This is a genomic window from Microbacterium hydrocarbonoxydans (assembly GCF_000956475.1).
GTDB lineage: Bacteria > Actinomycetota > Actinomycetes > Actinomycetales > Microbacteriaceae > Microbacterium > Microbacterium hydrocarbonoxydans_A.
This window is the reverse complement of sequence record NZ_JYJB01000003.1, coordinates 38,153-63,100: the sequence shown is the minus strand read 5'-3', so window position 1 is coordinate 63,100 and position 24,948 is coordinate 38,153. Positions and strand designations below refer to the sequence as shown.

Annotated in this window: 25 protein-coding genes and 2 tRNA genes; 9 read left to right on the top strand and 18 right to left on the bottom strand. The window is 68.2% G+C overall.

Going from position 1 to position 24,948, the window contains the following annotated elements; genetic code table 11:
• Nucleotides 1-4: 4 nt before the first annotated feature.
• From RS84_RS00540 to RS84_RS00530, 3 genes are read right to left on the bottom strand one after another with little or no spacing between them, the layout of a single operon-like run.
• On the bottom strand, nucleotides 5-871 hold the full coding sequence (locus RS84_RS00540) for an anti-sigma factor domain-containing protein (RefSeq protein ID WP_045255809.1): 867 nt from the start codon (nucleotides 869-871) through the stop codon (nucleotides 5-7).
• On the bottom strand, nucleotides 868-1,467 hold the full coding sequence (sigK, locus tag RS84_RS00535) for an ECF RNA polymerase sigma factor SigK (protein ID WP_192627847.1): 600 nt from the start codon (nucleotides 1,465-1,467) through the stop codon (nucleotides 868-870). Before sigK ends, RS84_RS00540 begins: the two co-directional genes overlap by 4 nt.
• 30 nt (nucleotides 1,468-1,497) lie before the next feature.
• A complete protein-coding gene (locus RS84_RS00530; protein WP_045255808.1) occupies nucleotides 1,498-3,210 on the bottom strand; it encodes a cytochrome c biogenesis protein DipZ in 1,713 nt (570 codons plus the stop codon).
• Nucleotides 3,211-3,353: 143 nt separating this feature from the next.
• Here RS84_RS00530 and RS84_RS00525 point away from each other — a divergent pair, with 143 nt between their 5' ends.
• Nucleotides 3,354-4,007 (top strand): fasciclin domain-containing protein, encoded by a 654-nt coding sequence (locus RS84_RS00525; RefSeq protein WP_045255807.1) that lies wholly within the window; start codon nucleotides 3,354-3,356, stop codon nucleotides 4,005-4,007.
• 912 nt (nucleotides 4,008-4,919) lie between these two features.
• Here RS84_RS00525 and RS84_RS00515 read toward each other — a convergent pair.
• Nucleotides 4,920-5,447 carry a CGNR zinc finger domain-containing protein gene (locus tag RS84_RS00515; RefSeq protein ID WP_045255805.1) on the bottom strand — a complete coding sequence of 176 codons (528 nt, stop codon included), beginning with the start codon at nucleotides 5,445-5,447 and terminating at the stop codon, nucleotides 4,920-4,922.
• Between the two features lie 25 nt (nucleotides 5,448-5,472).
• On the opposite strand from RS84_RS00515, the gene RS84_RS18835 reads away from it, so the two are divergent.
• Entirely contained in the window at nucleotides 5,473-5,673 is a 201-nt protein-coding gene (locus tag RS84_RS18835; protein ID WP_082061976.1) for a hypothetical protein, read from the top strand.
• Here RS84_RS18835 and RS84_RS00510 read toward each other — a convergent pair.
• From RS84_RS00510 to RS84_RS00455, 12 genes are all read right to left on the bottom strand, one after another.
• A complete protein-coding gene (locus RS84_RS00510) occupies nucleotides 5,663-6,205 on the bottom strand; it encodes a DUF1697 domain-containing protein (RefSeq protein WP_045255804.1) in 543 nt (180 codons plus the stop codon). The two genes, RS84_RS18835 and RS84_RS00510, sit on opposite strands and share 11 nt — an antisense overlap.
• Nucleotides 6,202-6,783 carry an isochorismatase family protein gene (locus RS84_RS00505; protein WP_045255803.1) on the bottom strand — a complete coding sequence of 194 codons (582 nt, stop codon included), beginning with the start codon at nucleotides 6,781-6,783 and terminating at the stop codon, nucleotides 6,202-6,204. The genes RS84_RS00510 and RS84_RS00505 overlap by 4 nt, the downstream gene beginning before the upstream one ends.
• A 77-nt stretch (nucleotides 6,784-6,860) precedes the next feature.
• Nucleotides 6,861-6,932, bottom strand: a tRNA-Thr gene (locus RS84_RS00500).
• 74 nt (nucleotides 6,933-7,006) lie between these two features.
• Nucleotides 7,007-8,554 (bottom strand): alpha/beta hydrolase, encoded by a 1,548-nt coding sequence (locus tag RS84_RS00495; protein ID WP_045255802.1) that lies wholly within the window; start codon nucleotides 8,552-8,554, stop codon nucleotides 7,007-7,009.
• Nucleotides 8,551-9,708 (bottom strand): DNA polymerase III subunit delta', encoded by a 1,158-nt coding sequence (locus RS84_RS00490; protein ID WP_045255801.1) that lies wholly within the window; start codon nucleotides 9,706-9,708, stop codon nucleotides 8,551-8,553. Before RS84_RS00490 ends, RS84_RS00495 begins: the two co-directional genes overlap by 4 nt.
• Nucleotides 9,709-9,777: 69 nt before the next feature.
• The gene (gene tmk, locus RS84_RS00485) at nucleotides 9,778-10,407 is read right to left on the bottom strand and encodes a dTMP kinase (RefSeq protein ID WP_045255800.1); all 630 of its coding nucleotides are present in this window, start codon (nucleotides 10,405-10,407) and stop codon (nucleotides 9,778-9,780) included.
• Nucleotides 10,404-13,253, bottom strand: a complete 2,850-nt coding sequence (gene topA, locus RS84_RS00480) for a type I DNA topoisomerase (RefSeq protein ID WP_082061975.1) — start codon at nucleotides 13,251-13,253, stop codon at nucleotides 10,404-10,406. Before topA ends, tmk begins: the two co-directional genes overlap by 4 nt.
• A gap of 78 nt (nucleotides 13,254-13,331) precedes the next feature.
• Nucleotides 13,332-13,661 (bottom strand): Rv3654c family TadE-like protein, encoded by a 330-nt coding sequence (locus tag RS84_RS00475; RefSeq protein ID WP_045255799.1) that lies wholly within the window; start codon nucleotides 13,659-13,661, stop codon nucleotides 13,332-13,334.
• Nucleotides 13,661-14,005: a TadE family type IV pilus minor pilin gene (locus tag RS84_RS00470; protein WP_045255798.1), complete on the bottom strand. Its 345-nt coding sequence runs from the start codon at nucleotides 14,003-14,005 to the stop codon at nucleotides 13,661-13,663. The genes RS84_RS00475 and RS84_RS00470 overlap by 1 nt, the downstream gene beginning before the upstream one ends.
• On the bottom strand, nucleotides 14,005-14,202 hold the full coding sequence (locus RS84_RS00465; protein ID WP_045255797.1) for a DUF4244 domain-containing protein: 198 nt from the start codon (nucleotides 14,200-14,202) through the stop codon (nucleotides 14,005-14,007). Before RS84_RS00465 ends, RS84_RS00470 begins: the two co-directional genes overlap by 1 nt.
• 35 nt (nucleotides 14,203-14,237) lie before the next feature.
• Nucleotides 14,238-15,134, bottom strand: coding sequence for a type II secretion system F family protein (locus tag RS84_RS00460; RefSeq protein WP_045255796.1), 897 nt, complete (start codon nucleotides 15,132-15,134; stop codon nucleotides 14,238-14,240).
• Entirely contained in the window at nucleotides 15,128-16,129 is a 1,002-nt protein-coding gene (locus RS84_RS00455; protein WP_045255795.1) for a TadA family conjugal transfer-associated ATPase, read from the bottom strand. Before RS84_RS00455 ends, RS84_RS00460 begins: the two co-directional genes overlap by 7 nt.
• A 382-nt stretch (nucleotides 16,130-16,511) precedes the next feature.
• On the opposite strand from RS84_RS00455, the gene acs reads away from it, so the two are divergent.
• Nucleotides 16,512-18,479 (top strand): acetate--CoA ligase, encoded by a 1,968-nt coding sequence (gene acs / locus RS84_RS00450; protein ID WP_045255794.1) that lies wholly within the window; start codon nucleotides 16,512-16,514, stop codon nucleotides 18,477-18,479.
• A 103-nt stretch (nucleotides 18,480-18,582) separates the two neighbouring features.
• Here acs and RS84_RS00445 read toward each other — a convergent pair whose 3' ends face one another.
• Together RS84_RS00445 and RS84_RS00440 are read right to left on the bottom strand one after the other, a co-directional pair.
• Nucleotides 18,583-19,041 (bottom strand): RidA family protein, encoded by a 459-nt coding sequence (locus RS84_RS00445; protein ID WP_045255793.1) that lies wholly within the window; start codon nucleotides 19,039-19,041, stop codon nucleotides 18,583-18,585.
• The gene (locus RS84_RS00440; RefSeq protein ID WP_045255792.1) at nucleotides 19,038-19,262 is read right to left on the bottom strand and encodes a hypothetical protein; all 225 of its coding nucleotides are present in this window, start codon (nucleotides 19,260-19,262) and stop codon (nucleotides 19,038-19,040) included. Before RS84_RS00440 ends, RS84_RS00445 begins: the two co-directional genes overlap by 4 nt.
• A gap of 66 nt (nucleotides 19,263-19,328) precedes the next feature.
• Between RS84_RS00440 and RS84_RS00435 the strand changes: the two genes are divergently transcribed.
• The 6 genes from RS84_RS00435 to RS84_RS00410 all read left to right on the top strand — a co-directional run bounded on the left by RS84_RS00435 (nucleotide 19,329) and on the right by RS84_RS00410 (nucleotide 24,912).
• Nucleotides 19,329-21,920, top strand: coding sequence for a transglycosylase domain-containing protein (locus RS84_RS00435; protein ID WP_045255791.1), 2,592 nt, complete (start codon nucleotides 19,329-19,331; stop codon nucleotides 21,918-21,920).
• The gene (locus tag RS84_RS00430; RefSeq protein WP_045255790.1) at nucleotides 21,917-22,849 is read left to right on the top strand and encodes a metallophosphoesterase; all 933 of its coding nucleotides are present in this window, start codon (nucleotides 21,917-21,919) and stop codon (nucleotides 22,847-22,849) included. Before RS84_RS00435 ends, RS84_RS00430 begins: the two co-directional genes overlap by 4 nt.
• Nucleotides 22,846-23,397, top strand: coding sequence for a hypothetical protein (locus tag RS84_RS00425; protein WP_152641706.1), 552 nt, complete (start codon nucleotides 22,846-22,848; stop codon nucleotides 23,395-23,397). The genes RS84_RS00430 and RS84_RS00425 overlap by 4 nt, the downstream gene beginning before the upstream one ends.
• Nucleotides 23,398-23,548: 151 nt before the next feature.
• A tRNA-Pro gene (locus RS84_RS00420) sits at nucleotides 23,549-23,625 on the top strand.
• 61 nt (nucleotides 23,626-23,686) lie between these two features.
• Entirely contained in the window at nucleotides 23,687-24,160 is a 474-nt protein-coding gene (locus RS84_RS00415; RefSeq protein ID WP_052676148.1) for a VanZ family protein, read from the top strand.
• Nucleotides 24,157-24,912: an HAD-IIB family hydrolase gene (locus RS84_RS00410; protein ID WP_045255788.1), complete on the top strand. Its 756-nt coding sequence runs from the start codon at nucleotides 24,157-24,159 to the stop codon at nucleotides 24,910-24,912. The genes RS84_RS00415 and RS84_RS00410 overlap by 4 nt, the downstream gene beginning before the upstream one ends.
• Nucleotides 24,913-24,948: the final 36 nt, after the last annotated feature.

The window sequence follows — 24,948 nt, the reverse complement described above, 5'->3', positions numbered from 1 at the left end:
GGAGTCAGGCGGTGGGGATGACGATCACCGGATCGGATGTCGGCTGCCCCGTCGGCGAGCCGCCGGCCGGCTCGACCGTCACCGCGATCGCATCTCCGGCGCGCATCTCGCCTTTCAGCTCAGCGATGGCATGTCCTCCGTCCACGCTGAACGTGCCTGCGGAGACGGCGCCGTCGTCCCGTACGAACCAGAGCTCATAGGTCTCGTCGGGGGCGGGCACGGCGATGTCCTCCGTGACGAGCACGGCCCGGCCCAGCGATGCCGACCAGTGGGCGATGGCTGTTCCTCCCCCGCTGACGGCGATCGAGGCCTGCTCCGCGTCGGCTGCGCCTTCGATCTGCTCGAGAGCGATGACGGGGGCGGGCCGCGCGAGGAACCCGTTCAGCGCGATCGTTCCCACTCCGATCCCGACGAGAAGCACGATGCAGGCGGCGAGCGCGAACAGGAGGCGTCGGCTGCGCGTCCGGCCGGTGAGGCGCTCGGCCTCGGTCCCCGCCTGGCCTTCGGCGGTCGACAGCGAGGGGCTGCCCGCCTCCGGGTGGCCCGCGCGGGATTCCTCGGACTCCTCCGTCATGCGTGGGCGGGTCTGCTCGCGAATCGGCTCGGCCGAGGTGGTGCGTTCTGCCGGCGCAGACCCGTCGTCCGGCGCGGTCTCGGCGATGCGGGCGAAGAGAGCCGAGCGGACGCGGTCGGGCGGCGTGACCGGCTCGACGCCGTCTGCGAGGGTCGCCGCGGCCTCCGCGTCGTCCTGTGCGATGCCCCGCCATTCGGGATGCACGGCCAGGGCCGCCCGGAAGCGGCGCTCCTCATCGGGAGACAGCGCGTGCAGCGCAGCCCCCGCGGAGAGCTCCGCGAACTCCTGCTCGTTCATGCCGTCACCCCCATCAGGCTGCGAAGACGGATCAGCCCGTCCCGCATCCGTGTCTTGACCGTGCCCAGCGGCGCTCCCACGAGCACCGCGATCTCGTTCTGACTGTATCCGCCGTAGTAGGCGAGGACGATGGCCTCGCGCTGCGGCTCCGAGAGCCCGGAGAGCGCCTCGACGACCTTCTCGCCCTCGATCCCCAGCTCCACCTGCTCGGCGACGCTGTCGTGCGCCACTCCGATGTCCTTCAGTCCCGCCCGCACGTCGCGATCGGCGCTGGACTGCGATGCACGCACCCTGTCGACCGCTCGGCGGTGGGCGATCGTCATCACCCAGCTTCTTCCCTGCCCCTTGTTCGGAGCGAAGCGGTCAGCGGATTGCCAGATCTCCAGGAACACCTCCTGCAGCACCTCTTCGCTCTGCGAGCGGTTGACGAGCACTCGGAGGATGAGACCGAACACGCGGGAGGAGAGGGAGTCGTACAGCTCGGCGAAGGCGATCTGATCGCCGTCGGCGATGCGCCCGAGGAGGTCGGCGACGGCATCCCGCGCCGTGCCGTCCTCGGGTACGTCCATCCCGTCGATGACCATCTCCACCAGCATGCCGCATCCCCTCTCGATCCGCTGCAGGCGTCACCCGAAGGTGAAGGAATAGACCTGCACACCCGCCGGCACCTCGAGGACGAACGAGCCCGTAGCGACAGCATCCGCCTCCTGCAGGGCGTACGAGCGCGGAGTCCCGTCGATCCGGATGCGCTGCTCCTGGCCGTCGGAGTCGCGCACGACGATCTCGCCCGACCCCGCGACCACCACACGGACCTCGGCGGCGTGGTAGTTCAGGCGGATGCTGCCGGAGCCGGCCGACGGCGTCGCGTACTGGGTCTGCACCGTCCAGGTCCCCTCGAGGGCGAAGCTGTCGTCCGGCTGATCGCCGGGAAAGCCGAAACCGCGGGTGCCGGCACTGTAGGCCGTGTCTCCGGCGAAGTTCACGTCCTTCGACGAGCCGAGGAAGGTCTCCCTGGTCGTCGAGCCCACATCGGGAGTCGTGTCGGCGATGTCGGTCGCCGGCGGGAGCACGACTGCCGGATCGGCGTCTTTCAGCAGTTCGCGGATGAGCTTCTCCGTTTCGGCGTAGCCGCCCTCGCCGAAGGAGATGTGCCGCACCGTGCCCTCGGCATCGATCAGGTAATGCGCCGGCCAGTACCGGTTCCGGTAGCTCGTCCAGGTGGAGAGACTGTTGTCCAGGGCGACCGGATAGTCGATGCCGAAGTCGGCGACGCCTGCGGCGACGTTGCCAGGGTCCTTCTCGAACGCGTACTCAGGAGAGTGGATGCCGACGACCTGGAGCCCCAGATCGCGGTACGCCTGGTCCCAGGCCACGACGTGCGGCAGCGAGCGCTGGCAGTTGATGCAGGAGTACGCCCAGAAGTCGATCAGCACGACCTTTCCGCGAAGGCTCTCGAGTTCGACGGCCTGGCCGTTCGGGGTGTTGAGCCACTGCTGGATTCCGGCAATCGATGGCGCCGTGCCACAGGACTCGAGCTCCTCGGCCCCGTTCGTGCACTTGTCGAGATCCTTGTTCTCCTCGGTGACCAGCCCGCCCAGGTCGAGGGCGTCAGAGACCTCCTCCGAATCGGCGAGTTCCTGCTGCAGCGGCGAGGTGTAGTCGGGAAGGAGTCGCTGCAGGGCCTGAGGCACGTTGAACACCAGCCCGACCGCGAGAGCGATCATCGCGACACCCGCCGCGATGCGCAGTGCGCGCTCCTTGGATCGGAAGGCGCGGATGCGCTCGATGACGCTCCTTCCGGCCAGGGCGAAAACGAGAAGCGGAACGGCGACGCCGATCGCGAAGGACACAGTGAGCAGCACCGTGCCTGCGCCGATCCGTCCTGTGGAGCCGGCGACGATGATGGCCGCGAGAACAGGGCCGGCGCACGGGACGAACACGGCGCCGAGTGCCAGGCCCACACCGAAGCCGTTGCCCCGGTTCTTCACCTCGCGCTGCCCGAAGCGCTGGAAGGGTCGTTCCAGGATCCGCTCGAATCGCGGCACGATCAGCCCGACGCCGATGACGACCAGCACCGCGATGCCGACCCAGCGGATGATGTCCTGCGGCAGGTTCAGCAGGCCCAGCAGCAGGGATCCTCCCAGCGTCACGAGAGTGAAGCTCAGGACCAGTCCCGCGATCACGAGGTAGGGCCTGCTGCGCTTCGCGGGCACCACCTCTCCGTCGAACTTCGCCGACTGCGCTCCCCCGGTCAGGAAGATGACCGGCAGTACGGGCAGGATGCACGGCGAGATGCCGGTGATGAGCCCGCCGAGCAGGCCGATGATGATCAGGTCCATGGGGTCCTCGCTTCTGTCCCCCTCTGTTCGCGCTGACACCCCGAACGGATTGGATTCCACGACTTCCCATCCGAATCCGCGCGGGCTCCGAACAGAGGTCGACGCCACGGAGAGGCCGTGGCTCAGTTCTGAAGGAGCTCGAGATGTTCAGCACCAAGAAGGTCACCGCAGCACTCACCCTCACGCTGGCGAGCGCATTCCTGCTCTCCGGATGCTCGATGGGCGGCACTCCCGCGGCGGAGTCCCCCAAGCCCTCGGCGCCCGAATCGTCCGACGCCGCTCCCGACACCATGGATCCGGCAGCGAACCTCGTCGGCCCGGGTTGCGCCGCATACGCCGAGGCCGTCCCTGACGGCGCGGGCTCGATCCAGGGCATGTCGCAGGATCCGGTCGCGGTCGCCGCATCCAACAATCCGATGCTCACGACGCTCGTCGCCGCCGTCAGCGGTCAGCTCAACCCCGACGTGAACCTCGTCGACACGCTCAACGGCAGTGAGTTCACGGTGTTCGCACCGGTCGACGACGCCTTCGCGAAGATCGACCCCGCCACGATCGAGGCTCTCAAGACCGACAGCGCGACGCTGAGCTCGATCCTCACGTACCACGTGGTTCCCGGTCAGATCGAGCCGTCCGACATCGAGGGGATGCACACGACGGTGCAGGGAGCGGATCTCGACGTCACCGGCAGCGGCGACGACTGGATGGTGAACGACGCCAAGATCGTCTGCGGCGGCGTGCAGACCGCGAACGCCACGGTGTACCTGATCGACACCGTGCTGATGCCCCCGGCCCAGTAAGGCGGGGACGCCGGGCTGGGGAGCTCGGCGCTCTCACCCATCGGGGGATGACGGTGAGAGGAACGGCAGGGCCGTCGGCGAACTCGGTGTCGCCGGCGGCCCTGCTCGTGCGCATAGACTGGAAGCACACGGGCCTCTAGCTCAGTTGGCAGAGCATCGGACTTCAACAGAATAGGAGCGCCTCGGGGGAAACTCCGGGGATGACACCACTCAAAGTCGGGGAACCCTTCCTGGGAGACCAGTTGGCAATCCCGAGCCAAGCCGGACGCGAGTCCGGAAGGTGTAGAGACTGGACGGGTGGCACCTACAGCGAAAGCCATGGTGAAGGGACAGTCCAGACCACGAACGCCCTGCGGGGCGGCGGCGAAAGCCGAAGTGGCAGGTTAATCCGCGGGTCGAGGGTTCGAGCCCCTCGGGGCCCACCGTGAAAAGCAGGATGTCGGTACCGGCAACTAGGTTTCAATTCATGAAACGCTGCGGAACGTGCGGCGTCCGCAAGGCACTCGATGAGTTCAATCGAAAACGATCGAGCGCCGACGGACACCAAGAAGTCTGCCGAACGTGCAATCGAGAGTCGTCACGTCGCTATTACGAGCGGAATCGCGAGCACCACGTCGCCGTGATCCGTGCACGCACAAGAGCGCAACAGGCAGCGAGTATCGCCTTCGTGTCCGCGCATCTCCTGGACCATCCGTGCGTAGACTGCGGCGAGTCGGACATCCGCGTCCTCGATTTCGATCACCGCCCTCGGGCGGAGAAACGCGATGAGGTCATGCGGTTGGTACGCAACGGCCACAGCATCACCGTGATCGCGAGCGAGATCGACAAATGCGACGTGCGTTGTCGGAACTGCCACGCGATCGTCACATACGAGCGGATGGGACCGAATTGGCGGTCGGTGGCTTGGGCGGCTCACTCCGCCGAATGACCACGCGCACGATGTCGGCGCACGGCTGCGCGGTTCGCGCAGCGGACCGAACAGAACCTCTGACGGCCGTTGCGGGTCACATCGACCACGACGTTCGTGCACGGAGACGCCTCGCAGCGTGACAGCCGGTCCATGCCTCGGGTGACGAGGTGCAGAGACGTTCCGACGTTGATGATCGCTCGCAGGACGTACGGCAGCGACTGCACGTCGTCGCGATAGTGCAGGTGCCAGCCCTCGCCATCATGATTCGTGAGCCGAGGGTATGCGCCTGCCGATGCCATCTGGGCGTTCAGCAGTTCCGCCCTCGTCGCCGGATCGTTCTCGTCCACGACGCGCAGCCAGTCGTCGATCACAGCCCGCACCTGCGCATGATCGTTCGGCGCAGGCGGGAAGACCATCGTCATGCCACCCTCCAGCGTGCGCGCTTCGATCCCCGCGCGATCTGCCGGCCAGTCGTTCGCGAGGGATGCAGCGAGCAGAACCGCATACTCGCCGTAAGGGTTGAGATGCATAAGGCCATTACATCACGCTGGATGCATGACCGCATTGCACACCCGCCCGATCCCTCAGCCGATCATCACCGCGCATGAGCACGCGTGGTCTGTAGAGTCCAGGCACCGCACGAGCGAAGGGACCGTGCTGTACGTCCGCTGCGGAGACTGCGGTACCCGCCGCGTCGACGTGGAGCAGCATCCGTCGATGCCGCCCACCGCGCTGAGTCGAACCCTCAGACGGTGAGCTCGGCCAGCGTCCGCACCGTGCGCACGTTGCGCGCGGTCCCCTCGACTCCCAGCGCCTTGTCGAGCACAGCCTTGGTCAGCTTCGAGCTGTGCACGCCTCTCTCGGCGTAGTCGATCCAGAGGTCGGCACCGACCAGGGCGATCCTCTCCCCCGGCTGCAGGCGCTGCTCGAGCGCTTCGATCGCCCCGTCTGCCGCAGGCCTCTCGAGGAACATCACGTGCAGGAGCTTGTCCTGCGCCGCATCAGGGAACGGGTTCTCGGCGAGTGCCGCCAGCAGCTCGGAATGCGTACGCGCGATCACAGGCGTATCCACACCGAACTCGGCGGCGATCAGCGCCCGCACCTCGGCGCACGTGCGGTCGATGTCCCCCGGATCGTCGCAGATGATGTTGCCGCTCGCGATGAAGGTCGACACACCGGTGAGCTCGGTGCGCTCCTCGAGCAGTCGACGCAGCTCCGCCATGGGCACACGATTGCGCCCGCCGAGGTTCACCGCCCGCAGAAGCAGGGCGCAGCGGTCGGCGGTCACGCCTGTACGCTCTCGGCGAGTTCCGCTCCTGCATGAGCGAGCTCGGCGAGGGCGGCGGTGCTGGTCTCGGGTGCCACACCGGCGATCAAGTCGGTGAAGACCCGCACCCGCACACCGTGCGCGAGCGCATCCAGCGCCGAGGCGCGCACGCAGTGGTCCGTCGCGATGCCGACCACATCCGCGCTCAGCACGCCCGCCTGCGTCAGCACGGCCCCCACCGTGTCGCCGGCATCCGTCACGCCCTCGAACATCGAGTAGGCGGGCTCGCCCTGCCCCTTGCGGACGTGGTGGGTGACGGCATCCGTGACCAGCAGCGGGTCGTAGTCCGCTCCTGGGGTGCCCGCGACGCAGTGCACCGGCCACGAGTCGACGTAATCCGGCTCCGCGGCGAAATGGCCGCCGTTGTCGCCTGCGGCGTCGTGCCAGTCGCGGGAGGCGATGATCACCTCGTAGTCGGCGGCGTGCGCCTCGAGGAAGGCGGACACGGCGGATGCCACGGCATCTCCGCCAGCGACGGCAAGTGCGCCGCCCTCGGTGAAATCGTTCTGGACGTCGACGATGAGAAGCGCTCTGCTCATGCTTCGAGCGTACGCCCGAGGCGCGCGCGAGGGGAGAATCCAAAAGGCCCCGTGATCTTCATCACGGGGCCTGACGGAGCCCCGAGTCAGGATCGAACTGACGGCCTTCTCATTACGAGTGAGATGCTCTACCACTGAGCTATCGGGGCGCGATCTCCGATGTTACATGGTTCCGCGCGTGCTCGCGAATCGACCCTTCGACAGGCTCAGGGACCAGTCGATCTCACTCGCAGCGCAGGCCGTCTTCGGGCACCGTGCCGTCGACGAAGTAGGCCTCGACAGCGCTGTCGACGCACGTGTTGCCCTTGTTGTATCCGGTGTGACCTTCGCCCACGCGGGTGATCAGCACGCCTTCGTCGAGCTGAGCGGCGAGCGATTCCGACCACTCATAGGGCGTCGCCGGGTCGTTCGTCGTTCCGACGACGACGATCGGGGCTGCGCCCGTCGCGTGGATCTCACCGCGCGTGCCCGTGGGCGGGTACGGCCACACCTCACAGGAGTCGGGGCCCTCCCAGTAGGGCGCGATGGTCGGTGCGCCCTCGTCGATCTTGGCCTTCTGCGCAGCCTCGGCGTCCGGGTCGTCCTCGACCGGGTAATCCATGCAGTTGTATGCACGGAACGCTTCACTGGAGTTGTCGATGTACGCGCCGTTCTCGCGGCCGTTGTAGAAGTCCGCGAGCATGAACGCCGTGGAGGGATCGCCCTGCAGCGCCTCGTCGAGCGCCTGCGTGAGATACGTCCAGCTGTCCTGGGAGTAGAGCGCGGCGATGATGCCCGTCATCAGCGCATCGGCGCCGAGCATCCGCCCGTCTCCGCTCTTCAGCGGTGCGGCGTCGACGCTTGCGAGCAGCGCTCCGAGATCGGTCATCGCCTCGTCGACCGTGCCGCTGAACGGGCAGTTGCCCGAATCGAGGCAGCTCTGCATGTACGCGCGCAGCGCCGATTCGAAGCCGAGCGCCTGCGTCGTGCCGACCTCGAGGCCGGAGACGGCGGGGTCGATCGCGCCGTCCAGCACCAGGCTGCCGACCCGATCGGGGTACAGCTCGGCGTAGGTCGCGCCGAGGAAGGTCCCGTACGAGTAGCCGAGGTAGTTGAGCTTCTTGTCACCCAGGACCGCGCGGATGAGATCCATGTCACGAGCCGAGTTGATCGTCGTGATGTACGGGAGGATGCCGCCGCTGTTGGCATCGCAGGCCTCGGCGAACTTCTTGTGCCCCGCGAGCAGCTCTGCCTCCCATTCCGCAGAGCCGCGAGGAGAGGTCGGGATCGAGTACAGGTACGCGTCCATGTCGGCCGCGTCGTAGCACTTCACTGCTGTCGATCGGCCGACTCCACGGGGGTCGAATCCGATCACGTCGAAGTTGTCGATCAGATCCTGGCCGACCGCGAAGGTGAGGCTGTCGTGGATGAGGTCGTAGCCGCTCGCGCCCGGTCCGCCGGGGTTGGTCAGAAGGGAGCCCTTCGCGGTACCCGACGCCTGGTGGCGCACGACCGCGAGGGTGATGTCGCCCTCGGCGGGGTTCTCCCAGTCGAGCGGGGCGGTCACCTCGGTGCAGTCGAGACCCCCGCCGCAGTTCTCCCACGCGAGCGTCTGTCCGTAGAACGGCAGCAGGTCGTCGGACACGCCCTCGGTGTCCGGGGCGTTCGTGGCCGAGGGCTTCTGCTCGGGGATCATCGAATACAGGCAGCCGGTGAGGGCGACGGATGCCGCGGCGAGTCCCGCGATCACCGCCGCAGCACGGCGCAGGCGAGAAGTCGATCGAGTGTTCACGGTGTCCTCCCGCTCGTGATGGTCACGAGCAAGCTCTCCAGGGCGAGCAGCGGTGCGACGTTGCGCTCCAGCGACTGGCGCGTCTCGGCAAGGTGATCAAGTACGACAAGGGTACGGGCCTGGGTCCAAGCGTCGGCGAGCGCGCTCAGCTCGTCGCGAAGCTCGCTGTTGATCAGATCGTCGCCCCGCCCGAACTGCAGCATCACCACATCGCGGAACATCGACTGCAGATCTGTGAGCACCCGATCGATGCCGTCGCGCAGGCTGCGGGTGGCGCGCTTCTTCTGCTCGTCCTCGAGGGCTGCGAGCTGAGACCTCAGCGCCGGCGGCACGGCCTGCCCCTCGGCGATGCCCACCGTGCGCAACAGCGATGCGCGCTCTGAGGCGTCGCGCTCTGCGGTGAGGGCTTTCGCGTCTTCTGTCGCGGCCTGGATGATCCGCCCGGCGACCTCGACCGCGTCACCGACGCCACGGACGCCGATCACCGACCGCAGGGTCTGGTCACGACGACGGCGGGCGGCGTCATCGGTCGCGAGCCGCTGAGCCATGCCGATGTGCCGTTGGGCATGACGGGCCGCCTGCTCCGCGACGGTCTCGTCCACCCCGGTGCGCAGGGCGATCAGCCGTGCGACGTCGGCGACGTCGGGCTCGCGCAGCCGCAGAGAGCGGACACGGGAGCGGATGGTCGGGAGCAGATCGGCCTCGCTCGGGGCGCACAGGATCCACACGGTCTGCTCGGGCGGCTCCTCGAGCGCCTTGAGCAGCACGTTCGAGGTGCGCTCGACCATGCGGTCAGCGTCTTCCACGACGATCACCCGGTAGCGGCCGGCCGAAGGGGCGAAATACGAGCGCTCTACGAGGGCACGGGCCTCGGCGATCGTGATGATGACCTTGTCGGTGCGCAGAGCCGTGACATCCGGGTGCGTGCCGGCGAGCACCTGGCGCATGGCGGCCTCGTCATCGGGCCGATCCGCGACCAGCGCGGCGGCGAACGCGTAGGCCAGGGTCGACCGCCCCGAGCCAGGAGGACCCGTAATCAGCCAGGCGTGCGAGAGGGCTGCGGGATCGGATGCCGCTTCCCGCAGCGTGTCGACCGCGGCATCCTGCCCCCAGACATCGCCCCAGGGGAACGAGGCGGCGACGGTCTGGGTCATGCACCCAGCGTAACCTGCGCGACCGACGTCGCCTCCCGCCGTCGCGTTCCTCGGGCGCGCACGCGATCCTCAGTCGAGCAGCGCAGCGACCCTCTCGCGGATCTGCGCGGCGATGTCGTCGACGGATGCTGTGGCGTCGAGCACGAGAAACCGTTCGGGTTCGGCCGCGGCCAGCGCGAGGTAGGCGTCGCGGACGCGACCGTGGAACTCGGCTTTCTCGGCCTCGAGACGGTCGAACGGCTTGTCGGCGGAATCCAGCCGCCGCCGAGCCGCAGCGGGATCGAGGTCGAGCAGCAGCGTGAGATCCGGCAGAGCGCCCTCGGCAGCCCACAGCGACAGGTCGCGGATCTCGGTACCGTCGAGCACCCGACCGGCCCCCTGATAGGCGACAGAGGAGTCGAGGTAGCGGTCCTGCAGCACGATCTCCCCGCGCTCCAGCGCCGGGCGCACGACTGTGGCGACATGGTGCGCGCGGTCGGCCGCATACAGCAGCGCCTCTGCGCGCGGGGCGATGTCGCCACGGTGGTGCAGCACGATGTCGCGGATCAGCTGGCCGACCTCGGAGCCGCCGGGTTCACGAGTGCGGACGACCGTGTGCCCTGCGTCCGCCAGCCAGTCGGCGAGCAGGTTCGACTGCGTCGTCTTGCCCGAGCCGTCTCCGCCCTCGAGTGTGATCCATGCCCCGCGGCCTGCGGTCACGAGCCGGCTTTCGCCTTGGCCGCAGCGTTGGCGGCGCGGGTCGCGGCGGCCTTCTTCGCCGCCGCCGAGCGAGCCGCGGCCTTCTCCGCATCCGTCGAGGCAGCCGTCGCCGAAGCCTTCTTCGCGGGAGCCTTCTTGGCCGGAGCCTTCTTCGCGGGGGCCTTCTTGGCCGCTCCGCGCTTGGGAGCCGGCCCCTTGGCGCGCTTGTCGGCCAGCATCTGCACCGCGATCTCGAAAGTGATGTCGGCGACCTGCTGACCGCGCGGAATCGTGACGTTCGTCTCGCCGTCGGTCACGTACGCGCCGAAGCGTCCGTCGCGGATGCGGATCGGTTTGCCGCTCACCGGATCTGCCTCGAACTCGGCGAGCGCGCTGGACGCCCGGCGGGATCCGGCTCCGTACTTCGGCTGGGCGTAGATCGCCAGCGCCTGCTCGAGCGTGACGTCGAAGATCTGCGACTCGCTCTCGAGAGAACGCGAGTCGGTGCCCTTCTTCAGGTAGGGGCCGTACCGGCCGTTCTGCGCCGTGATCTCCTCTCCCGACTCGGGGTCCTTGCCGACGACTCTCGGCAGGCTGAGCAGCTTCAATGCGGTCTCGAGGTCGATCGTGTCGACGGACATCGAGCGGAACAGCGAGCCGGTGCGCGGCTTCGGGGCCGCTTCCTTCTTCGCGCCGCGCTTCGGCTTGGGCGTGTCCACGACTTCGCCGGTGGTCTCATCGACCGCCGCGTCGTCGGAGACCGGATCGTTCTCCTGCACGTACGGCCCGAACCGTCCGTCCTTGACGACGATGATCTTCCCGTTGTCGGGATTCTCACCGAGAACACGGTCGCCGGCGACCGGAGCGTCGATGAGCTCCTGCGCCTTCTCGGCGGTGAGCTCGTCGGGCGCGAGATCCTCGGGGACGTTCACGATGCGCGGCTTCTCGTCGGGCGCATCGGGACTCGCGACCTCGAGGTAGGGGCCATACTTGCCGAAGCGCAGCGTGGCGGTCTCCGTGATCGGGGTCGAGTTCAGCGCCCTCGCGTCGATCTCGCCCAGGTTGTCGACGACCTGACGCAGGCCGACGTGCGACTCGGAGCCGTAGTAGAACGACCTGAGCCATTCCACGCGCTTCTGCTCGCCACGGGCGATCGCGTCGAGGTCGTCTTCGAGGGCGGCGGTGAAGTCGTAGTCGATCAGGTCGGCGAAATGCTCTTCGAGCAGCCGTACGACGCTGAAGGCCAGCCAGGTCGGGACGAGCGCCTGCCCGCGCTTGGTTGCGTAGCCGCGATCGATGACGGTGCCGATGATGCTGGCGAACGTGGACGGACGGCCGATGCCGTGCTCTTCCAGTGCCTTGACCAGCGAAGCCTCGGTGTAGCGGGGCTTCGGCGTGGTGCGGTGGCCCTTGGCCTCGGCATCCGACATCCGCAGCTCGTCGCCGACGGCGACGACCGGCAGCGACTGGTCGTCCGACGCGTCCTGCGAGTTGCGCTTCTCGTCGCGTCCTTCTTCGTACGCCTCGAGGAAGCCCTTGAAGGTGTAGACGGTTCCGGATGCCGTGAACTCGACGCTCTGCGCACCGGCACCCGGCTCGGTCGAGGTGTCGACCGAGAGCGTCACGGTCGTGGTCTCGTACTTGGCGTCGGCCATCTGGCTCGCGACCGTGCGCTTCCAGATCAGGTCGTACAGGCGCAGCTCTTCACGATCGAGCTGCGAGGAGACGGACGCCGGAGTGCGGAACGTCTCGCCCGACGGGCGGATGGCCTCGTGGGCCTCCTGCGCGTTCTTGCTCTTCGACTTGTAGACGCGGGGCTTCAGCGGCACCGCACTGTCGCCGTACAGGGCGACCGCCTGGCTCCGCGCCGCCTGCACCGCCTGGGTGCTCAGCGCGACGGAGTCGGTGCGCATATAGGTGATGTACCCCTTCTCGTAGAGACGCTGGGCGACGCTCATCGCCTGCTTCGCGCTCATCGAGAGCTTGCGGCCGGCCTCCTGCTGCATCGTGGAGGTCGTGAAGGGCGCGTAGGGGCTGCGCGTGCCGGGCTTCGCCTCGACCTTGGTCACCGTTCCGGCACCGGCTGCGTCGACGGCCTGCGCGAGGGCCGCGGCCCTCTTCTCGTCGAGGATGACGACGGCCTTCTTCAGTTTGCCGAGGTCGTCGAAGTCGGTGCCCCGGGCGAGCTGACCGCCATCGACGCGGACCAGGCGCACCTTGAACGCGGAGGCCGACGCGGCGAGCGCCTCGACGTCCCAGTACTCGGCCGAGACGAAGGCCATGCGCTCGCGCTCACGATCGACGATCATGCGGGTGGCCGCGGACTGCACGCGTCCGGCCGAGAGGCCCGTCTTCACCTTGTACCAGAGCACGGGCGAGACGTCCCAGCCGTAGAGACGGTCGAGGATGCGGCGGGTCTCCTGCGCATCGACGAGGTCGGTGTCGAGTTCGCGGGTATTGCCGACGGCTGCCTGGATCGCGTCCTTCGTGATCTCGTGGAAGACCATGCGCTTGACCGGGACCTTCGGCTTGAGCGTCTCCAGGAGATGCCAGGCGATCGCCTCGCCCTCGCGGTCCTCATCAGTGGCGAGCAGGAGTTCGTCGGCGCTCTTCAGCGCGCGCTTGAGCTCGGCGACCGTCTTGGTCTTGCGGTCGGAGACCACGTAGTACGGATCGAAGCCGTTCTCGACGTCGATCGAGTACTTGCCGTAGGCCTCCTTGTCGGCGGCCGGGATGTCCTTCTTGTCTGCGAGGTCGCGGATGTGCCCGACCGAGCTCAGCACCTCGTAGCCGTCGCCGAGGTACCCCTGAATAGACCGCATCTTCGTCGGGGACTCGACGATGACCAGCTTCTTGCCTTGAGCCAAGGGTGCATCCTTTCTTCGAAGCACACCATACACACCACTGCCATGGGGGTGCCGCAGTGATCCGTGTACGAGCCACCGTCACTTCCCCTCGGGTGGCCCTGCTCGGGCTCGGGAGACGGCAGCCAGTCCAGCGTACGCCGCCTCGACCTCGACGGTCGCCACGAAGCCCTCCAGCACGCAGCCGGTGAGAGAGGCGCCCGACGCCGCGGCGACCCGCTCAGCGAGTGCGCACGGGTCATCGGATGCCGCGATCGCGCCGCTCGCGGCATCCGCCGCCGCCAAGGCCGCAGCGTCCGCGGCACCGGCGGCGCGCTGCGCCGTGACAGCCGCGCCGCCGACCGCCGCAAGGCCCATCGACAGAGCTCCGACGACGACGAGAACTCCCGCGGCGAGCGCCGAGCCCGCCATCAGAGACCTCCGCTGAGGGCGCAGCTCGACGCTCGCATCGGCAGCGTGAGCAGTCCGCCGATCTCGACGTCGACGGTCGCGGTGACGCACACGAGGTCGCCCTCACCGCGGCTGGCGAATCCTGCACCGGGTACGGCGGCCCCGACGACCCCCGCCGCGGCGTCAGCGCCCTCCCCTCGCCCGAGGAGGCGCGCCGCGTCGGCGGCCGCGTCCTGCAGCGACACCTGCCGCGCCGCCGCGCCGAGGGCGCCGGCTCCGAGCAGCAGCGTGAGGATCACGGCGGGAAGCGCGAGCGCGAGCTCGGCGGCGACCGAGCCTGTGTCACACCCGGCGGCCCGGCGCATCACGACACCGTGAGAGCCCGGCGCACCATGTCGGTGAGGATGCCGCGCACCTCGTCGGATCGCAGGACGAACACGAGGGCGCCGGCGAATGCCACTGCCGCCATCGTGGTGATCACGTACTCGGCGGTCGCGGCGCCCGTGTCGTCGCCGAACAGCTGCGACGCGCGGCGACGCGTGAGAGGGGGAATGGTGTTCATGGTGTTCCTTCTTTCTTATGTGGTGGTTCGGGTCGTCACAGCGAGATCGAGGTCGAGGTCAGCACGCTCAGCAGCAGCGGAGCCACGCCGAGGAGCATGAAAGCCGGCAGCGTGCACACGCCCAGCGGAATCAGCAGACGCGTCGACAGGTCGGCGGCCCGCATCCGCCCGGCGACCCGGGCCGCATGCCGGTCCTGCGCGGCCGATGCGCGCAGCAGCTCACCGGCGGGAACGCCGGCGGCGCGAGACAGCTCGAGCACCGTGTCGATGCGCTCGCGTCCGCCGTGCCGCGACGCGGGGCTCTCGGCCACCAGACGCAGAGCACGTTCGACCGAGGCTCCGCCGGCGAGCGCCACCGCGACGAGTTCGGCCTGCATGCCCGGAGTCCCGGGTGCGGGCTGCGCGCGATCGAGCAGCCGCTTCGTCCACATCCTGGCGGCGAGCATGAGCAGGATGCCCAGCACGACGCAGGCGGTCCCGATCGGGTTGCCCACGATCACGCTCACCGTGTCGAAGCCGAGCGCGAATCCGAGCAGGAGCCCGGCGAAAGGCATCAGGAGCAGGAGCCGCGCGGTGCCGGCAGGCTCGGCCAGCGCGATGCGCACGTCATCGGCGGCTGAGGCCGCATCGCGCAGCGTCTCGGCGATCATGCGGAGCACCTCGGCGAGCGGCGCCCCGACTGTCGTCGCGATCTCCCAGGCGGCGGCGAGATCGAGCCAGGCTCCTCCTTCCGCCTCGATCGCCGCGGTCAGCGGCATCCCGTCTTCCGCGCGCGAGACGACAGCCGCGGCATGGCTGTCACCGGTCTCGGCCAGGTGCCGCCACGCGACGAGCGGCACCGCTCCGGCCTGCAGCAGCACCGCCAGGGTCTGAACGCTCGTCGCGGCATCCGCTCCCTGATCGACCGCGGTCCGCCGACGCAGCCTCACCACGGCTGCACCTCCTCGATGCCGAGCCTGTCGCCGACCAGGGTGAACCGCCCGGCCTGCGCGATGCGGCGCGCACCGCCCGGAGCCCGAGCGAGGTGGAGCACGATCGTGAAGGCGCTGACCACCTGCCGGGCCAGAGCCGTCGCATCCATCCCGGCGAGCGCGCCGAGCGCCTCGAGTCGTGCGGGAACGTCGCGCAGGCCACTCGCGTGGAGGGTGCCCGCTCCCCCGTCGTGGCCCGTGTTGAGGGCCGTCAGCAGTTCCCGCACCTCTTCGCCGCGGCACTCGCCGACGATCAGCCGATCGGGCCTCATGCGCAGCGACTCACGGACGAGCCTCGCGAGGCTGATGCCGCCGGCACCCTCGAGATTGGCCTGCCTGGCCTCGAGAGCGACATGGTGCGGATGCCGTGGCCGCAGCTCGGCGACGTCTTCGATCGTGACGATGCGCTCGGCCGGCGGCGCGGCCGACAACAGGGCCGACAGCAGAGTGGTCTTGCCCGTGCCTGTGCCCCCGGTGATCAGGACGTTCGCCCGTTCCCTCACGAGCTGCAGCAGCCAGGCCTGCTGACGCGAGTCGAAGGCGCCCAGCGCTGCAAGCGCGTCGAGATCGGCCGCTCGAACCCGGGGGATGCGTATCGACAGGGCAGTGCCGGCGGTCGACACCGGCGCGAGCACGGCGTGGACCCGGATGCCTGACTCGAGCCGCACGTCGACGCACGGCGCCTGGTCGTCAAGGTGCCGTCCGCCGAGCCCCACCAGCGCGACGGCGAGATCGCGCACCTCGCGTTCGGACGCCGCCCATTCCGTCACCGGCTCGGCACCGTGACCGCGGTCGATGAAGAGGCCCGCGGCCCCGTTCACGAAGATGTCGGTGACCTCGTCGTCGGCGCAGTGCACGGCCAGCGGGCCGAACGCCGGATCGACGGTGAGAGCAGCGTTCGCCGGAGCCAGGGCGGCGCCCTGCCCTCGAGGCCGGATGACGAAGGATTCGGTCATGCCCCGACGGTAGGCCGAAGCGCTCTTCCGCCGCCGAGCGATCCGGTTCGATCCGCGCGTTCTGTGCAGAAGTCGTGGTCGAACGTGATTGTGCAGGGCAGGCGGGGACCGCTCCGACATGGAGAGGGCGGCACCTCGCGGGGGGAACGAGATGCCGCCCAGGGCGGCGTCCGATCGGGGGAATCGGGCGCGCCAAGGCCGGAATGAGAATTCGGCTGTGGTCGAGTGTACGCAAGGCGACCGTCCTGACAAAACCCGCAGCACTACCGACTTTCAGCAGTATGCGCTGTCCGGGCCCGAGACTAGATTGGCGCCTGCCGGACGCCGATCTCGTCGCCGTCCGGCGCGCACGACACCCATCGCCGCAAAGGAGCGCCTTCCGATGAGCAGCCAGATCGATCACCTTCTCGATGAGACCCGCCAGTTCCCGCCGTCCGAGGAATTCGTGGCGCAGTCCATCGCGTCCCCCGCGCTCTACGAACGAGCAGCCGCCGACCGCGAAGGATTCTGGGCCGAGCAGTCGCGCGACCTCCTGCACTGGCACAAGCCCTTCACGCAGGTGCTCGACTGGTCCACACCGCCGTTCGCGAAGTGGTTCGACGACGGCGCGCTGAACGTCTCGTACAACTGCCTCGACCGTCACGTCGAGGCAGGTAACGGCGACCGCATCGCCCTGTACTGGGAGGGCGAGCCCGGCGACTCGCGCGCCATCAGCTACGCCGAGCTGACCGACGAGGTCAAGCGCGTGGCGAACGTGCTCCAGGACCTCGGCGTCGGCCAGGGCGACCGCGTCGCGATCTACCTCCCGATGATCCCGGAGGCGATCGCCTCGATGCTCGCCGTCGCACGCCTCGGCGCGATCCACTCCGTCGTCTTCGGCGGCTTCAGCGCCGACAGCCTGCGCTCGCGCATCGACGACGCCGGCGCGAAGCTCGTCATCACGGCAGACGGCGGCTACCGCAAGGGCAAGGTATCCCCGCTGAAGCCGGCCGTCGACCAGGCGCTGGCCGACCGCGGCGAGGGCGAGCAGCAGACGGTCGAGCACGTTCTCGTCGTCAAGCGCGGCGGCAACGAGGTGGACTGGAACGACGATCGTGATGTCTGGTGGCACGACGCGGTACCGTCCGCATCCGCCGATCACGAGGCGCAGCCGTTCCCCGCGGAGAACCCGCTGTTCATCCTGTACACCTCGGGAACCACGGGGAAGCCGAAGGGCATCCTGCACACGTCCGGCGGCTACCTGACCCAGGCCTCCTATTCACACAAGTACGTGTTCGACCTGCACCCGGAGACCGATGTCTACTGGTGCACCGCCGACATCGGCTGGGTCACGGGGCACAGCTACGTGACATACGGACCGCTCGCGAACGGCGCCACGCAGGTGCTGTACGAGGGAACCCCCGATGCTCCGCACCCGGGCCGGTGGTGGGAGATCATCGAGAAGTACAAGGTGTCGATCTTCTACACGGCGCCGACAGCGATTCGCTCGTTCATGAAGATCGGGCGGGCGGTGCCGAACAAGTTCGATCTGACGTCGTTGCGCGTGCTCGGCTCCGTGGGCGAGCCCATCAACCCCGAGGCATGGATGTGGTACCGCGAGGTCATCGGCGCCGGCAAGACGCCGATCGTCGACACGTGGTGGCAGACAGAGACCGGGGCGATCATGGTGTCGGCTCTGGCAGGCGTCACAGCGACGAAGCCCGGCTCGGCACAGGTTCCTCTGCCGGGGATCTCGATCGACGTGGTCGACGAGTCGGGCGTCGAGGTCGGCAACGGCAACGGCGGACTGCTGGTGATCACCGAGCCGTGGCCGAGCATGCTCCGCGGCATCTGGGGCGACCCCGAGCGCTACAAGGAGACCTACTGGGAGAAGTTCGAGGAGCAGGGCTACTACTTCGCCGGAGACGGCGCCAGGCTCGACGACGATGGCGACCTGTGGCTGCTCGGACGGGTGGATGACGTCATGAACGTCTCCGGGCACCGGCTCTCGACCGCCGAGATCGAGTCGTCGCTGGTCGCGCACGAGGCGACAGCCGAGGCGGCGGTCGTGGGCGCCTCGGATGAGACGACCGGGCAGGCGGTCGTCGCCTTCGTGATCATCAAGGAGAGCTACCTCGCCGCGCACGACCCGGCAGGCCTGGCGCAGCAGCTGCGGCTCTGGGTCGGCGAGCAGATCGGCGCGATCGCTCGCCCCCGCGACGTCTACATCGTCGGCGAGCTGCCCAAGACCCGCTCGGGCAAGATCATGCGGCGCCTGCTGCGCGATGTCGCTGAGGGCCGCGAGGTCGGCGACACCACCACGCTCGCGGACACGGCCGTGATGAGCATCATCTCCGCGCAGGTGAAGTGACCCCAGCCGGTCGTTGAACCTCACCGCACGTTGAGCGAGCGTAGCGAGACGAAACGCCTCATGTTCCGCGGATCATGAGGCGTTTCGTCTGGAACGCTGAGCGTCAGGCGAGGGTGAAGGTGACCTCGACCTCGACCGGGCTGTCCAGCGGAAGCACGGGCACGCCGACAGCGGCACGGGCGTGGCGTCCGGCGTCGCCGAAGATCTCGCCGAGTACGTTGCTGGCTCCGTTGATCACGCCGGGCTGTCCCGTGAAGTCGGGCGTGGACGCCACGAAGCCGCCGACACGCAGCACCCCGGCGATGCGCTCGATCCCGCCGGCAGCATCCGCCGCGGCCGCGAGCGCGTTCAGTGCACAGGTGCGGGCGTACGCATTCGCGTGCTCGGCCGAGACCTCCGCGCCCACCTTGCCGGTGGCGGGAAGCACGCCATCCGAGAACGGGAGCTGACCCGAGGTGTACACGAGGTCGCCGTGGACGACGGCGGGCACGTACGCGGCGACGGGGGCCGCGACGGCGGGCAGCTCGATGCCGAGCTCGGCGAGGCGGTCGGCGACGCTCACGCTGCTCCTCCCTCGAACTGGCGAGACGCCTCGGCAGCGGCCGCGAGCCCCGCGTTGGCCGAGGAATCGCCGGTCACGGGGCGCTTGAAGTAGGCGACCAGTCCGCCCTCGGGTCCGGTCACGACCTGCACGAGCTCCCAGCCCTGCTTCCCCCAGTTGTTGAGGATCGCAGCCGTGTTGTGGATCAGCAGGGGCGTGGTCAGATATTCCCACGTGGTCATGGCACTCCTATGCGCGCTCGGGCCGTCGAAAGCTGTTATTCAGGGAACTCCCTTACGATCAAGCGTATGCCCCAAAAGAATCGCACGGTGAAGAGCGTGCTCGGCGGCCTCGTCGGGCTCGTCGGGCTCAGCGTCGTCGCCGGCCTCCTCGTCACGGCCAGCGTCACCCCCGTCCTCGCAATGACGGGCATCACGGGTTCCACCGCCCTCTCCCTCTTCGAGAAGCTGCCCGAGAACCTCAAGGTCAACTCTCCGATGGAGCAGTCCACGATCTACGCCACTGGCACGGATGGCAATCCGTACCCGCTGGCGTCGTTCTACGAGCAGAACCGCATCCCGCTGAACTACGACCAGATCGCGCCGGTCATGTACGACGCGATCCTCTCCAGTGAGGACAAGAACTTCTACACGCACGGCGGCGTGAACCTCGGGGCGACCATCAAGGCCGCGTTCGGCAACGTCGTCGGATCGACCGACCGCGGCGCCTCGACGATCACGCAGCAGTACGTGAAGAACGTGCAGATCCAGGAGTGCGAGCAGAACGTCGACACCTCGGCCGACAACTACGACGAGCTCGTCAACGAGTGCTGGAGCAAGTACGCGATCGCGACCGGCAGCGAGGGCATGGAGCGCAAGCTGCGCGAGATGCGCTATGCGCTGCAGATCGAGAAGGAGTACTCGAAGAACGACATCCTGCTCGGCTATCTGAACATCTCGAGCTTCGGCGGCCAGGTGTACGGCATCGAGGCCGCCGCCAACCGCTACTTCTCGACCACGGCAGCCAACCTCACTGTCGCGCAGGCGGCGACCATCGCGGGCATGGTGCAGGAGCCGAACACTCTTCGGATCGACCTGCCCGGCGGCACCTGGACCGACAAGGACGGCGTCGCTCACAATGGCGAGGCTGACGGCTACGCCAAGACCCTCGAGCGTCGGAACTACGTTCTCGATCGGATGCTGAAGGACGGCAAGATCACGCAGGCCCAGTACGACGAGGCCTACGCGACGCCCATCACGCCCGCGATCAAGACGACAGCCCAGGGATGCACCACGGCCGGCGACAACGCATACTTCTGCCAGTACGTGAAGTCGGTCATCGAGAGCGATCCTGCGTTCGGCGACAGCGTCGAAGAGCGACGCGCCAACCTGCGCCGCGGCGGCATGCAGATCTACACCACGCTCGACATGCGTCTTCAGCAGCCTGCCGTCGAGGCCGTGCACGCGCGCGTGCCGCAGTCTCTGCCCGGCATCCTCGTCGGCGGCACGGGCGTCTCGCTCGAAGCGACCACCGGCCGCATCCTCGCGATGGCGCAGAACACCGCGTTCAACGAGACGACGACCGCCAATCTCGCCGCCGGCGAGACCTCGCAGGTCTTCGCTGCCGACCGGCAGCACGGCGGCAGCACGTACGGATTCGAGACCGGCTCGACCTACAAGCTGTTCACGCTCCTCGAATGGCTCAACACCGGGCACTCGGTGAACCAGGTGCTCGACGGGCGCCTCAGGGTCATCAGCCCGTTCACGGTCTGCGGTGAGAAGGTCACCAACAAGGAGAAGATCAACAACTTCGGCAACGGAGGCGGTTCCGTCAGCAGCGTCGCGCGGTTCACCGCTCAGTCGCTGAACACGGGCTTCCTCGCGATGGCCCAGCAACTCGACCTCTGCAAGATCAACGAGGTGGCCAAGAGCCTCGGCGTGCACTACGGAAACGGCGATGACATCACCGTCGGCGGCACGAACGCCAACACGTCGCCGAACGCGCCGTTCCCGTCGGTCCTCGGTTCGAAGAGCGTCGCCCCTCTGCAGATGGCCGGGGCGTACGCCGCCGTGGCCAACAACGGCGTGTTCTGCGAGCCGAAGGCGATCGACCGCGTGGTCGGCAGCGACGGTCAGGAGCGAAAGATCCCCGAGACCACCTGCACCCAGGTGCTCACCCCGGAGGTGGCCGCAACAGCAGCCTTCGCACTGCGCGGTGTGATGGAGGGCGGAACGGGTGGCAACGCCAAGCCCAACGACGGCATCCAGGTCATCGGCAAGACCGGTACTGCTGAGAAGGAGCACACGATGCTCATCGAATCCAGCACCAAGGTCACGACCGCGGTCTGGGTCGGCAACATCGATGGGCGAGAGAACCTCAGTCGGTTCCGGAACGGCGACGGCACCCCGCTGAACAACATCCGATACGGGCTGGCGAAGGCGATTCAGACCGCCGCCAACGCGACCTTCGGCGGAGACCCGTTCCCGAAGCCCGACGACAAGCTCACCAAGCAGGTGACCGCTGACGTGCCGAACGTGGTCGGCCAGACGATCGAGCAGGCGACGGCCACGCTGGAAGCCGCCGGTTTCACCGCTGCCGTGGGAGCACCTGTCGACAGCGATCAGGCGACGAACATCATCGTCGCGCAGGACCCGTCGGGCCAGGCTGCCACGGGGATGACAATCACCATCTCTCCGAGCAACGGCTCAGGCGCGACGATTCCTGCATCCGTGATCGGAGAATCGAAGGCGGCCGCACAGAACACTCTGTTCGGCGCCGGCTTCACCTCGATCGCGTTCGACAACTCCTGCAACCCGCCGAATGCGAAGGTCGCCAACACTGATCCTGCTGCCGGCACTGCGGCGAACAAGGCCACGACGATACAGGTCACGTGCCAGTGACGTCGAACCGCTCGGCCCACCCGGCCCTCATCGCGCTCGGCGCGGTGGGGGCCGCTGGCGCTGCCGCGGCTGTCTGGGGCATCGGCATCGAGCGCTACCTCTTCACGGTGCGGGAGGCGACGGCATCCGCTCTGGCTCCCGGCTCCGCACCCCTGAAGGTGCTGCACATCTCCGATGCGCACATGGCCCCCTGGCAGCATCGCAAGCAGGACTGGCTCGCGTCGCTGGCGCAGCTTCAGCCCGATCTCATCGTGAACACGGGCGACAACCTCGGACATCGTGATGGGCTCGAGGGGGTCCGCCGGGCGTTCGAGCCCTTCGCCGGCATCCCCGGGGTCTTCGTACACGGCTCGAACGACGTCTCAGAGCCCTCGCCGCGCAACCCTCTGCGGTACTTCTCCGGGCCATCGAAGCGGCACCGCAAGGCGCCTGAGCTCGACACCGCCGCGATGGACTCGTTCTTCACCCACGAGCTGGGCTGGACCGATCTGAACAACACCGCCGCCCGCCTGGAGGTCGCAGGCAACACGGTCGACTTCTTCGGCGTCGACGACGCGCATCGCGACTGGGACCGCCTGGAAGACCTCCCCGCGGCGATCGACGCTCTCGGCCCGCGGCCCGACGGCGCGTCGGTCATCGGTGTGACCCACGCGCCCTATCAGCGGGTGCTGAACGATTTCATCGACCTCGGCGCCGACGCGATCTTCGGGGGCCACACGCACGGCGGGCAGGTGTGCCTCCCCGGCTTCGGAGCGCTCGTCGCGAACTGCGACATCCCGCTCAAGCAGGCGAAGGGTCTCAGCACCTGGACGCATGATCACCGCACCGCGCCGCTCAACGTGAGCGCCGGCTGCGGTCACTCGATCTATGCCCCCGTGCGCTTCGCGTGCCGGCCGGAGGCGACGCTTCTGACGCTGACGGCGCGATGACGCACGCGGCGGCGGAACGCGAGCCCAGCGCGTGGCCGCTCGGCGGATACTGGTTCGCAATGCTTGTCGCCGGGGTGCCGGCGCTGCTCGCGAGCGGCGCCGTCTACTCGATCGCCCTGCCGCTGAGAGCCGAGAGCGGTGTCGCTGACGGCATCCTCACGCTGGCCCTGGCTTCGGTGCCGCTGATCGCGATGTTCGTGTTCTACCGGTCCTCCCGACGACACGGGTACGCGGCCTCGCCGGGGCTGGCCGTCGCGCTCGTCGTGTTCATCTGGGCGGGTGCCTGCATAGGCGCCGTGCTGAACTCGTTCGAAGACATCTACAGCACCGACGTCGATCCGGCACACATCGAGACGGTTCGGCACCTTTCCGAGTCGCTGCTCGGGGGCAGTGTCGGGCTGCTCACGCTCAACATCGTGTGTGCACTCGGCCTGAACGCCGAGGGCTGGCCCGGCCGCGCGGCGCGCATCGGCTTCATCGGTTCGGCATCGCTGTGGGGAGCACTCATCGTCGCCCCTGCCCTCACCGGAATGCTGACCGGAGGATGAGTCGGCGGCACGGGCGCGGATAGCACCCGAACTCGCGCACCACGGCATCCTCGGATTCGTCATCGTGAGCGCTCACCCGTCGTGACGACGATCCGACTCCCCCGATTCGCTGTTTCGCCCTCCTCTCTTGTAGACTCGGAGGGTTGCAAAACGGGGTGTGGCGCAGCTTGGTAGCGCGCTTCGTTCGGGACGAAGAGGTCGCAGGTTCAAATCCTGTCACCCCGACCAGTAACACCGGAAGGCCGCCCTCAGGGGCGGCCTTCTCTGTATCGAAAGCGAGGGAACGCACATGAGTACGCTCTTGCCTCCCCCGCGCCGACGCACGCGCACCGTCGCACTGATCCTCGGCATCCCGTTCCTGGCCGGCCTCGCGCTGCTCACCCTCACGCCCTCCCGTGTGGAGGAGAAGATGCCGAACCTCCTCGACGCGGTGCTCCGCGGCATCCACCGCCTGGGCTGGGAATCTCTCGACTTCACGAAGCTCGAGATCCTCGCGAACGTCCTCGTCTTCATCCCGGTCGGCATCCTCGCCTTCGTGCTGCTGCCGCGCCGCGCCTGGCCGGTGTCGCTCCTGATCGGTCCCGGCATCTCCCTCACGATCGAGCTCGCGCAGCGCTTCGCGCTTCCCCATCGCGCCGCCACCGTCAACGACGTGCTGGCGAACTCGACCGGCGCGATCCTCGGCGTGCTCGTCGCCGTGCTCTGCACTCTTCTGTTCGCCCCGCGCGTCTCGCGCGTCTCCCCTACGCTGGAAGCATCATGACCACGCCTGCCCTCGTCGCCTTCGACCTCGATGACACGCTCGCTCTCTCGAAGAGCCCCATCAGCCCCCGCATCGCCGAGCTGCTTCTCGCACTGCTCGAGCGGGTCGAGGTCGCGATCATCTCGGGAGGCAACGAGGAGCAGTTCCGCTCTCAGGTCATCGCTCAGCTCGGCGAGACGGATGCTGCGCCCCTGGGCCGCCTGCATCTGCTTCCCACGTGCGGAACGCGCTACCTGCGCCACGACGGCACCGTCTTCGCACCCCTGTACGCGCACGATCTGAGCGACGACGAGAAGACGAGAGCGCTGACAGCCCTGCGCGAGGAGGCCGAACGACTGGGACTGTGGGAGGCGGAGCCCTGGGGCGAGATCCTCGAGGACCGCGGCTCGCAGATCACCTTCTCGGCTCTCGGTCAGAAGGCGCCCGGCGAGGCCAAGCATGCCTGGGACCCCACCGGCGCGAAGAGACTGGCCCTCCGCGAAGCGGTCGCGGCCCGACTTCCCGACCTCGAGGTGCGCGCCGGGGGGTCGACGTCGATCGACATCACCCGCGCGGGCATCGACAAGGCCTACGGCATGACCCAGCTCGCGGAGCACACCGGCATCCCGCTCGCATCCATGCTGTTCTACGGCGACCGTCTCGACGAAGGCGGCAATGACTACCCCGTGCTCGCACTCGGCGTGCCCTCGGTGGCGGTCGACGGCTGGGAAGACACGGCGGACAAGCTCGACGATCTGCTCAAGACTCTCTGAGTCGTTCCGACCACCGCCCTCCGCGGGAGAAACGGA